Source organism: Nocardia sp. NRRL WC-3656 (genome assembly GCF_000720265.1).
Classification (GTDB): Bacteria; Actinomycetota; Actinomycetes; order Mycobacteriales; family Mycobacteriaceae; genus Nocardia; species Nocardia nova.
This window is the reverse complement of the sequence record NZ_JOJF01000057.1, coordinates 1-10,007: the sequence shown is the minus strand read 5'-3', so window position 1 is coordinate 10,007 and position 10,007 is coordinate 1. Positions and strand designations below refer to the sequence as shown.

The 10,007-nt window shown below is 63.3% G+C and carries 10 protein-coding genes and 1 pseudogene; 8 read left to right on the top strand and 3 right to left on the bottom strand.

Translation table 11 applies throughout. The features are described 5' to 3' along the window. Positions 1–382: 382 nt before the first annotated feature. Positions 383–1,834: a group II intron reverse transcriptase/maturase gene (ltrA, locus tag IG65_RS0133280; protein ID WP_030518908.1), complete on the top strand. Its 1,452-nt coding sequence runs from the start codon at positions 383–385 to the stop codon at positions 1,832–1,834. A 106-nt stretch (positions 1,835–1,940) separates the two neighbouring features. Next, positions 1,941–2,395: pseudogene (locus IG65_RS35415) on the top strand (transposase); the annotation flags it as partial. Here IG65_RS35415 and IG65_RS38770 read toward each other — a convergent pair. After that, positions 2,370–2,720, bottom strand: a complete 351-nt coding sequence (locus IG65_RS38770) for a hypothetical protein (protein WP_197040018.1) — start codon at positions 2,718–2,720, stop codon at positions 2,370–2,372. The pseudogene IG65_RS35415 and the gene IG65_RS38770 sit on opposite strands and share 26 nt — an antisense overlap. A 133-nt stretch (positions 2,721–2,853) precedes the next feature. Here IG65_RS38770 and IG65_RS38765 point away from each other — a divergent pair, with 133 nt between their 5' ends. Next, complete coding sequence (locus tag IG65_RS38765; RefSeq protein ID WP_197040017.1) at positions 2,854–3,315, top strand: hypothetical protein; 462 nt, start codon at positions 2,854–2,856, stop codon at positions 3,313–3,315. Beyond that, positions 3,312–3,578 (top strand): hypothetical protein, encoded by a 267-nt coding sequence (locus IG65_RS0133270; RefSeq protein ID WP_156055916.1) that lies wholly within the window; start codon positions 3,312–3,314, stop codon positions 3,576–3,578. The genes IG65_RS38765 and IG65_RS0133270 overlap by 4 nt, the downstream gene beginning before the upstream one ends. 753 nt (positions 3,579–4,331) lie before the next feature. On the opposite strand, the gene IG65_RS0133260 is transcribed toward IG65_RS0133270, so the two are convergent. After that, positions 4,332–5,294 carry an alpha/beta hydrolase gene (locus IG65_RS0133260; RefSeq protein ID WP_030518906.1) on the bottom strand — a complete coding sequence of 321 codons (963 nt, stop codon included), beginning with the start codon at positions 5,292–5,294 and terminating at the stop codon, positions 4,332–4,334. 62 nt (positions 5,295–5,356) lie between these two features. Here IG65_RS0133260 and IG65_RS0133255 point away from each other — a divergent pair, with 62 nt between their 5' ends. Continuing rightward, positions 5,357–6,064 carry a TetR/AcrR family transcriptional regulator gene (locus IG65_RS0133255; RefSeq protein WP_197040015.1) on the top strand — a complete coding sequence of 236 codons (708 nt, stop codon included), beginning with the start codon at positions 5,357–5,359 and terminating at the stop codon, positions 6,062–6,064. A gap of 631 nt (positions 6,065–6,695) precedes the next feature. Here IG65_RS0133255 and IG65_RS0133250 read toward each other — a convergent pair. Then, entirely contained in the window at positions 6,696–7,994 is a 1,299-nt protein-coding gene (locus tag IG65_RS0133250; protein ID WP_030518904.1) for a fatty acid desaturase, read from the bottom strand. A 395-nt stretch (positions 7,995–8,389) separates the two neighbouring features. Here IG65_RS0133250 and IG65_RS35410 point away from each other — a divergent pair, with 395 nt between their 5' ends. Genes IG65_RS35410 through IG65_RS0133240 form a run of 3 tightly spaced genes read left to right on the top strand, consistent with a single transcriptional unit; the run spans position 8,390 to position 9,930 of the window. Continuing rightward, a complete protein-coding gene (locus IG65_RS35410; protein ID WP_051757307.1) occupies positions 8,390–8,830 on the top strand; it encodes a hypothetical protein in 441 nt (146 codons plus the stop codon). After that, positions 8,827–8,994 (top strand): hypothetical protein, encoded by a 168-nt coding sequence (locus IG65_RS38250; protein WP_156055915.1) that lies wholly within the window; start codon positions 8,827–8,829, stop codon positions 8,992–8,994. The genes IG65_RS35410 and IG65_RS38250 overlap by 4 nt, the downstream gene beginning before the upstream one ends. Before the next feature lie 15 nt (positions 8,995–9,009). Further along, complete coding sequence (locus IG65_RS0133240) at positions 9,010–9,930, top strand: tyrosine-type recombinase/integrase (RefSeq protein ID WP_231509608.1); 921 nt, start codon at positions 9,010–9,012, stop codon at positions 9,928–9,930. The last annotated feature ends 77 nt before the right edge of the window (positions 9,931–10,007 follow it).

The window sequence follows — 10,007 nt, the reverse complement described above, 5'->3', positions numbered from 1 at the left end:
CGACCCCAGCGAACAGGAGGACACCCCAGCACTGACCGCCTGACCGACCAGGATCACGCGGCAATCACCCCGATACACCACGCAATTGGACTTGACCGCCGGCCGGGAGGCCGTGGTGAAGGTCTGCGGCGTAACCACGGCGAAGTCGCAGGGGCATAGCTGGACACCTCACCCGTCAATCGGTTGACAGTGAACACGGGAACCGTCTCGCTGGTTCCTTTCCGACCGGAATCCATTCGGGCGGAACGGAAAAGCGCGTCGTCGGCTGATGCCTGCGGGACGGGGCGGAGGAGCCGTAGTAGTCCGAGGCCGGGAGAGCCGGTCACATGGCAAAGGGCTCCAGCGGGTTCGCAGCAGAACAAGCAGACTGTGGAGGTCACTTGTGAATACGAGTGCTCCGTGGCCCGACCTGGAAACGGCCGAGCTGCGGGTACGCAGGATGCAGCGCAAGCTGCACCATTGGGCGGTCGATGATCCCGGCCGTCGGTTCGATGATGTGTTCAACCTCGTCCACGATCCCGCGTTCCTCGCCGTGGCGTGGGAGCGGGTGCGGACGAACAAAGGAGCTCGCTCGGCCGGTGCCGACGGGATCGTTCCGCGATTCCTCGGTCCGCAAGAGTCGGTACTGATGCTCGAGGCCTTGCATGCGCAGGTCAAACAGCGGCGGTTCCGGCCGGATCCGGTGCGGGAGGTGATGATCCCGAAAACGAACGGCAAGCTCCGTCGCCTGGGCATCGCCACCGCGGCCGACCGAGTGGTGCAGGCATCGCTGAAGCTGGTCCTGGAACCGATCTTCGAGGCCGATTTCCGGTCTTGCAGTTACGGTTTCAGGCCGCGTCGGCGAGCCCAGGACGCGATCGCCGAGATCCATTACCTCGCCAGCGGCACCCGTGCCTACCACTGGGTTTTCGAGGGCGATATCGAGGCGTGCTTCGACGAGATCGACCACACCGCGCTCATGGAGCGGGTGCGGGCACGGATCGGAGACAAACGTGTTCTTGCCCTGGTGAAGTCGTTCCTGAAGGCGGGAATCCTGGCCAAGGATCTCACCTTCCGCAGCAACGCCACCGGAACTCCGCAGGGCGGGATCCTCTCGCCGCTGCTGGCCAATATCGCCTTGTCCGTGCTGGACGAGCACTTCGCCGCGAAATGGGAAGCGCTCGGCCCGTATTGGACTCGCGCCAAGTATCGCCGAGCCGGTGGGGCCACGATGAAAATCGTCCGCTACGCAGACGATTTCGTCGTCATGGTCCACGGTGACCGGGCCGATGCCGAAGCGCTACGGGCGGAGGTCGCAGCGGTGCTCGCGCCGATCGGTTTACGCCTGTCGGCGGAGAAGACCAGGGTCTGCCACATCGATGAGGGGTTCGAGTTCCTCGGTTTCCGCATCCAGCGGCAAACCAAACGGGGCACGGCGAAGAAATACGTCTACACCTGGCCATCGAAGAAGGCGCTCGCGTCGGTCATCGACAAGGTCAGGATGGTGACTCGCCGACACAAGCATCGAACTCTCGCCGACCTGCTGCACCGACTCAACCCCGTTCTGCGGGGCTGGTGCAGCTATTTCCAGCACGGAGTGTCCAAACGCACCTTCAGCTACCTCGACCACTACGCATGGTGGAAGGTTGTCGACTGGATGCGCAAACGACATCACGGGCTGGCCTGGGGAGTTTTCCGCCGCCGGTTCCTGCCCGGATGGCAGATCCGCGACGGACGGACCGCGATGTTCCGGCCCTGGGAAGTGGAAGTCACCCGATACCGCTTTCGAGGCTACGACATCGCCACACCCTGGAGTTGGCGCGAACCGGGAATAGTCACTGCCACAACGGCATAACCCGTGGAGAGCCCGTTGCGTTGAGAGACGCACGGCGGGTTCGGAGGGCGGGTCGGGGAAACGGACCGATGGCAACATCGGCACCGCGCCCCGGTCCGACCCCTACACGGAGCATCGAACGCGTGAAGGCAAGCTGTACCTGTGTGCGGTCAAGAACGTGTTTTCCAACCGGATCGTCGGCTATTCGATCGATTCGCGGATGAAATCCCGTCTGGCGGTGACCGCGTTGAACAATGCCGTTGCCCGGCGCGGCGATGTGGTGCACAGCGACCGCGGGTCTCAGTATCGCTCGAGACGCTTCGTCCACACGATCAACCGTCATCGCATGGCCGGATCCATGGGCCGAGTCGCCGCGGCCGGCGACAGCGCCGCCATGGAAAGCTTCTTCAGCCTGCTGCAACGCAACGTTTTGGACCGGCAGCGGTGGGACACCCGCGAACAACTACGGATCGCGATCGTTACGTGGATCGAACGCACCTACCACGACGGCGCCAAGCCCGGCTCGGCCGATTGACCCCGATCGAGTACGAGACAATCATGGCCCCAGCGACCGTTCAGGCCGCACAATCACTGTCACCTGATCGCGCAGCAGCCCCGTCGCCGATCGGTCGGCTTCTGAGGAGAGAGATAGGAACCAGTTGAGAAACATTGTTACCGACAGTCTTGAATCCGTCACCGTCGGGCTCAAGGGCATGTTCTCACGGTTGTCTCGAAATCTGTCGACAAAGTATACGGATTCGGCAGACCATTTGCGAGCTGCAGCCAATGCGCTTGTGGGATCGGACGAGAAATTCGCACGTTTCATAGTATCAGCCCCGAAGTTCGTTGAGCCACCACGAATTTCCGTGATCTCGCCTCGGTCGTCAGAAGAAATGTTGAGCGCCATATATCAGGATATGTACCACACGGATGGTTCGTGGGCTGCCCGCGTTCATGCCCGCTCGTTGGCACGCATTCCGGAAAGGCACCACCATATCGTGGCGGCACATATGAGAGGCGGACCTCGAGGTGGGATATGGTTGGCAAAGGGTAGCGCGCTGGACGTGGGCCACCCCGCCTGGACCAGGGCGCGTGGACACGAACGCACTGGCGACAAAGGCCAATTAAAATACACTTCCGTAGCAGGTATCTATGATCCGAACGCTCGCGCGGTGCTCGTGGCTAGTCGGCGACACGGAAGTATCGACGCAGCGGGACACGAATTCGCGCATGCCTTTGATCATGCACTTGGTTTTCCAAGCCAGCAAGAAGCGTTCGGCAAACTATACAATCATGTTATCCCGTTGATGAAAATGACGAAACTCGAGAGCGAGCATTTTTCGATTCATAACCCAGTCGGAAAACACGAACTATTCGCCGAGGGCTTAGCCTGGTATTATACTGACATTACTCGGCGCAGGTTCTTAGGATCCGCGGCTGCAGCCAAGCATCTGAGCGACTACTTTGAGGCACTGACATCGAGAGTGGAGATCGCACCATGAGAAAGCCCCATCCTCTAGCCGCGCATGTAGACAATGGGAAAATTTGCTTGCCTCACTCATCAATGTTGCCCGACGGAGCGATCCTCCACGGGGTGATATACCTCGATCCAACCGATCTGGAGTATTTCTCCTGGGATGAGGCGATCGGTCGATGGGATCAACGCGCTGGACCTATCGACGACATCGACGAATACAAACCCATCGACTACAGCAACCTGCGAATGTTCGGTGACCTGCCTCCAACCGAAACCGCAGCTACTTGATGGCAACTCGTTCGGCGCGGAAAGGTACCGACCTACTCGCCACCGTCTAGTTGAGATACAAATCAGCCGCTCATTCGTGGCGCCAGCGGTTGCGGCGCGTCGGTGGCAGTGTCTTGCACACATCATAGCCTTGCCGGTCTTGGTCAGGCCGGTGGCCCCGTGTGGGGGTGCAAAACGCGCCCCGGGTTATCCACTGCCGCGCCGGGTTATCCACTGCGGAGCCGCCGGGGGCGGGGCGCGGGAGCTACCTGTCGCGGTGCTGACGCCTCCACACTCAACGACTGTTGGATTAGCACCCAGAAACCTCCCTCCAAGTCTCTCCCGGTTGAACCGGGGGTACGGCACGCCGCTTCGCGACGCACATAAGTCGCTCAACCGTCCACCGCGTCATTCATTAATGGCACTGCGAGCGCGGCCGACCCGACTGATCTCGACGCGCGTGATCACGCCAGTTCTAGACCAGATCAGTGCATCGCTTCGATGTTTCCTCCATTCGGGTGGGACCGTCCTCGGTGTATTCGCGATCATTGTGCCGTCTGCTGAGAGCCTGCGATCCCGGTGAGGATGCGGCGCATCCCGTGCGAGAACTGTTCGGCCGGGTTCAGGTTGGCGGATTCGATCATGCGCGAAACCGAGGATATGCGCCGCTGGGGATGACCTTGCGCATGTCGGGGGCGACGGTGGCGCGCCACTGGTCCGCGGTCTTGACTGCGCCACCGTCTCCCGGCTCGGTCGTGTTCATCGCTTCCCCTGTCACTCAGCCAGGGCCGCCCGGAGGAAGGCGAGGATCTCCGCCTGGGCAGCCTCGGCCTGCGGTTCCATACCCGGCAGGGTAAGGAACGCGTGCCGCGCGCCCGAGTACTCTGTGAGCCGTACGGAAGTCCCGGCCGCTCGCAGTCGCTCCGCGTAGCATCGGCCGTGATCGGCGAGCGCATCCCGGGTCGGCACCACGACCAGAGCAGGGGCGAGCCCGCTCAGGTCGTTTGCGTATAGCGGCGAGAATGCGCGGGTGTCGATTCCCCGCGGTACGGCGAGCTCCTGCAGCAGCCGCAGCATCGCGACGGCGAGGCTCGGATCATGGGCATATTCGACGATAGAGGGATAGTCGTACATCGTCTCGGTCACCTCGACTGCCGGGTTGACCAGCACTTGCGCAGCAAGCCGCAGGTCGGCGTTCCGGGCTCGGATCGCAATTAGGGCGCTGATCAGCCCACCGAAGCTCTCGCCGAAGACGGCCGTGCGAGCCGGGTCGACACCCCACTGCGCAGCGCGCCGCAAGACGTGCTCGAGCGCGTCCCAGCCGTCGTCGAAGGCGTGCGCGACAGTAGCGCCCGGGCCGACGAGGCGGTGCTCGACCGAGACTACGAGGGCGGGCAAGTGGGCGGCGAGGTGGCTGTTGGTCCAGTCACATTGCGTCGCTGTGCCCACGAAACCGCCGCCATGCACGTGGATAACGAGTGGCAGGTCGGTTCTGATATCGGCCTCGCCGTCGCCCGTCGACGTCGGCCGGTACACCCGGACGGAAAGATCGCGGTCCGCTAGCGCCACCTCTTGCCATTTGATCGCGGCCCCAGAGTCCGGTTCCCCGATGACCGGCCACGCGGCACTGGAGGCCCGCCAGCGATTCTCCGCGTCACGGTAGATGGCCAGCTTCTCCGGTGTCATCGCCGAGAAATCCGGTGCCGATGGCCTCTGCACAGCGGCGGTATCACTCATCTCTCCGTCTCCTTCTCCAAGCCAGGCATCTCGCCTCGCATATGACTACACCGTTGCACGCAGTGCGTGCACAGGCAAGCGCATCCATTATGGTGAACCGGGACGAGAGGGACGAGATGGCAGGCCGAAGGCGTTGGTCGACCGAGGAGATCCTGGACACGGCGGCGGAGCTCCTGCGCACCAGCGACGCCGAGACGTTCAGCGTGCGCAAGCTGGCCGCAGTGCTAGGGACAGACTCCTCCAGCCTCTATCGGCACTTCCGCAACAAGACCGAATTACTGCGCGAGGTAGCGGACCGGATCCTCGCGGCCGCGATGGACGGTTACCGCCCTGAGCAAGACTGGAAGCAGCGCATTACCGCAACCGCCCTGCGCCTACGCACGGCCTTCGGCCAGCACCCCCAACTCGCCGCCCTTTGGGGACGCTACGGCTCCGGCGGCGCCGGTTCCCGACTGGTCATGGAGGAGCTGCTACAGGCTCTGCGGGCCTCGAGCCTGCCCGATGAGGAGATTCCGCGCCACTACCACCGGATCGTGATCCTGCTCGCCGCGCTGATCGCCTCCGAGGCCGGCATCGACACCCTCACCGCCGACGAGTACGAACAGGGCATGGAGCAGTTTCGAGTCGCGGTACTAGGCGCCGACCCCGACCGCTTCCCCGCCCTGGCCCACTTCGCTCGTGAGATTCGCCCCCTCGGAGCCGACCGCCGCGCCGCATTCGAAGAGATCCTCGCTACTTACCTCGCCCGGATCGAGACTGCAATCCCCTAACGCGCAGACATGTCCGTCCCAAATCTGCGAGTCTTGGCTCGAAGAAGACGACGTGTGGTCGACGATGTTGAGGAGTTGCTGGTCGGCGCGGGGTCGATCCAGTTCGTGCCGACGTTGTAGTTGGTGTCGAAAAGCTGTGCAAGAAAGATGAGTCCGGCAACATGCACAAGGCCCACCGCCATCCCAGCCGATCAGCCGCCCGCCAGCCACGGTGGCCATTAATGCAACACATCTGCAGGGGTTAGGGTGAAGAACCGGAACACCTCCTCGCGACTCATCTCCCGGAACCCCGAAGCTGCTCTAACTCCTCGTCCGCATACACCCGCGTCGCCACGAACCCCAACCTCCAGCGCACCGACCAACCTCATCGGCAGCCAAGCCGAACACCAACCGCCCAGACCCCCAGCCCGAACCGGCACATGATCGCTTACCAGCCGAATTGCCGAACTTCATTGGGTTTTCGGCGATTGCAAACCGGAATCTCTGGTTGCCGATGTTCTGGTCTTGTCGTGCGGTGAGCGCGTGCGTTGCACGGATCGCCATTCCGCCCATCAAGGCGAGGCGACGGCCAGCCACGGCGAGAATCCGAACCGCGGGCCGTTCCATGGTCGACGACACATCCTTGCTGTCGTCAGCGTTCGCCAGCGATCGGTGCCCGCCCGAACCACCGGCTCCGACCATTTTTTGCCCGCCGCCTCGATGAGTCGGCTACAGCGAGAGCGGTGCGCAACCCACGTCGCGCACCGGTCAGCGGGTCACTCGCCTGCCAGATGGACCGACCGCCCGACGCGAGCGAAGTCCCGACAAACGTCCGTTCGGAGCGGGTTTCGGTGGCATCGTCGCAGGTACGGCGCAGCAACCGATCCGGCACCGCGAGCTTCCACACGGTGCGGTGAGCCAGCCAGAACTGTCCGAGTAGCGAGCCGGTGGTGTAGGGCAGGTCGTATTTGTCGCACAGCGTGCGGACACGCTCGGCGATTTCGGGGTAGCGGTTGCTGGGAAGATCAGGAAACAGGTGGTGCTCGATCTGATAGCAGAGGTTACCGCTCAGCAACGCCAGCACAGGGCCAGCGTGGAAATTCGCGGTCCCCAGCAGCTGCCGCAGATACCACTCACCACGGGTCTCCCCTTCCATGTGCTCGGTGGTGAATTTCTCAGCGCCGTCGGGAAAGTGCCCGCACATGATCACCAAGTAGGACCATATATTGCGCAGCAACAGCGCCACCGTGTTCGCCGCGAGCGTATGCCTGAACCCGCGCCCACTCAGCGCCGGGAACAGCAGGAAGTCCTTACCGACCTGGCGAGCAACCTTTTGTGCGAACTCGATGTTCGGCTTCGACCCCAACCGGGCGCGGGGAATGCCCAGATGCTGCCGCTCGACCGCCAAATCGTGCACGGCGATGGCCAACTCGAACGACGCGGCGATCAGCAGATTCGTCAGCGGCTGCAGTAGATGGATCGGGCGCCACGGCTCATCGCGGGTCATCCGCAACACCACGAAGCCTAAATCCTCGTCCATCCCGTAGACGTTGGTGTAGGTGTGGTGAACGTAGTTGTGAGAACGCTTCCAATGCGCGGACGGACCGAGAAAATCCCATTCCCAGCTGGTGGAATGGATTTCGGGATCATTCATCCAATCCCATTGGCCGTGGCTGATGTTATGGCCGAGCTCCATCATCTCAATGCTTTTGGCTACCGCCAGCATCACGGTCCCGACTATTCGCGGCGCTCGATGCCGGCTCGCGCACAACAGCAACCGCGCAGCGGCCTCGAGACTGCGGTGAACCTTGATGACCCGCCGAATATAGTCCGCGTCTCGTTGCCCGAGCGATCGCGCGATGTCTGTGCGAACCTTGTCCAGCTCACGACCGAAAGACTCGATATCGGCCTTGGTGAGATGAGCGAACGCCTGAATATCCGTGATCGCCACCGAAGTTCCTACCCATCCGCCGGATGTGACCGGCAACTCTCGTTCATGCTCTTATGCATCCGCTTGTCGTCGATGACGTCTCGCAGATCCTTCTGTGAGTCATCCCACAGCGGGCGCGGCGCAACACTGGGTTCGGTTGCTGCCTCGGCCGCGCCGTGGATCGGCTCTGTAACCGTTGTCGTTTGCACCGACAAGGTCGCAATTGCCGAGTTCACCCAGTTCTCTTCTGCTGGCCTCAACCTACGAACCGCCCGGGTTCTGCACGGGTGCGCCCGAATGGAACTGCAAGAACCTAGCCTCGCCCAGCACGGTTCACCAGCACAGAGAAGGAACCGACGTGCACTACGGAGTGACGGATTACCGCTGGATCTGCCCCGGTAGAGGTTTGTTTCCGGTTGGGTGATCCGGCCTTCGAATGTGATGGTCAAACGCTACGCCCGCGCGTCCGAGCCGGATCAGCTGCGCCGTCACCGTATTACCGAGCCGGCGTTGTCGGCCCCTACCGCGACCACCTGCGGCACCGCCGCACCGAGCAGCCTGCGGTCCCGGTCCTGCACCTCTTCCACAAGATCAAGGCGCTCGGCTACACCGGCAGGCCGGACCTGCTGCACAAATATCTCAACCAGGGCCGCGCCGAGAACGACCGGATCATTCCCTCGCCGCCGCGGCTGACCTCGTGGATCATGAGCCGCCCCGCCGTTCTTCACGCCGGGCGACGCGCTCATCCGGACGAACTCGTCGCCGCCTGCCCCGAGATAACTAACCTGGCCCGGCTCGTCGGCGAGTTCGCGTCGATCCTGGCCGCACGCCACGGCAACGACCTGGACGGCGGATGAAGCAGGTCCGCGAGGCCGGGCTGACCGAACTCGACCCGTTCCTGCGCGCCCTCGACCAGGACGCCGCGATCGCCGGCATCGCCGGCCTGACCGTCCCTTACAGCAACGACCCGATAGAAGGCGTCAACACGATAAAAGTTACGTGGAATCTGGCCTCGGGGTGATCATGTCCTCCCGGGGTGACCACGGACTTTGGAGGCAGATTGAGTGGCGCGGTGGCGCTGGTGGAGAAGTGGCCGGTGCTCGGACGACACGAGCAGGCTGCGATGTGGCTGGGGATCTGGGTTGATCTCGGGCGGGCGCCGCGGACGATCGATGCCTACGGGCGCGGGCTGGCGGAGTACCTGCTGCTGTGTGAGCGGGAGCAGGTGGATCCGGTTTCCGCGAGCCGCGCCCACGTCGCGATGTTCGTGCGGGAGTTGACCTCTCGCCCGCACCGGCGTGGAGCGAACGTGGTGTCGATCGATTCCGGTGCGGGGCTGGCGAACGCGACGATCCAGCAGCGGCTGGTGCCGGTCCGCTTGTTCTACGACCACCTGATGGAGGAAGGGCTGCGGGAGTCGAATCCTGTTGGCCGGGGCCGCTATACGCCCGGACGGCTGCGTGCCGGTGGGCATCAGCGTGGTCTTGTGCCGCGGGTGACGAAGCTGCCGTGGATCCCGACCGAGCAGCAATGGCGCGACATTCTCGGGGTGGCAGCGGGCGAGCCGGTCCGCAATCGGGTGATGCTGGCGTTGGCCTACGACGCTGCGTTGCGGCGGGAGGAGTTGTGCTCACTGCGCACCGACGACCTGGATCCGGCCCATCGGACGGTGCGGGTGCGGGCGGAGACCACGAAGAACCGGCTCGAACGGGTGGTGCCCTACTCGGCACCGACGGGTGTGTTGTTGTCGCTGTATCTGCAGCATCGGGCAACGATCAGCCGGGCTCGTGGTCCGCTGTTCCTGTCCGAGTCGCGCCGGAACCGGGCCGAACCGTTGACCTTGTGGACGTGGTCGAAGGTGGTCCGGCGGATCGCGCTGGCCGCGGATGTTCCCCGGTTCTCCACGCATACGACCCGGCACCTGTGCTTGACCGACCTAGGTTCTGTGTCGAAGTGAAGTGAGGGCGGCCCTTTGAGCCGCCCTCACTCGTGTCGCAGCCACTGATTGATGACAGCGATGTGGACGGTCGCCAG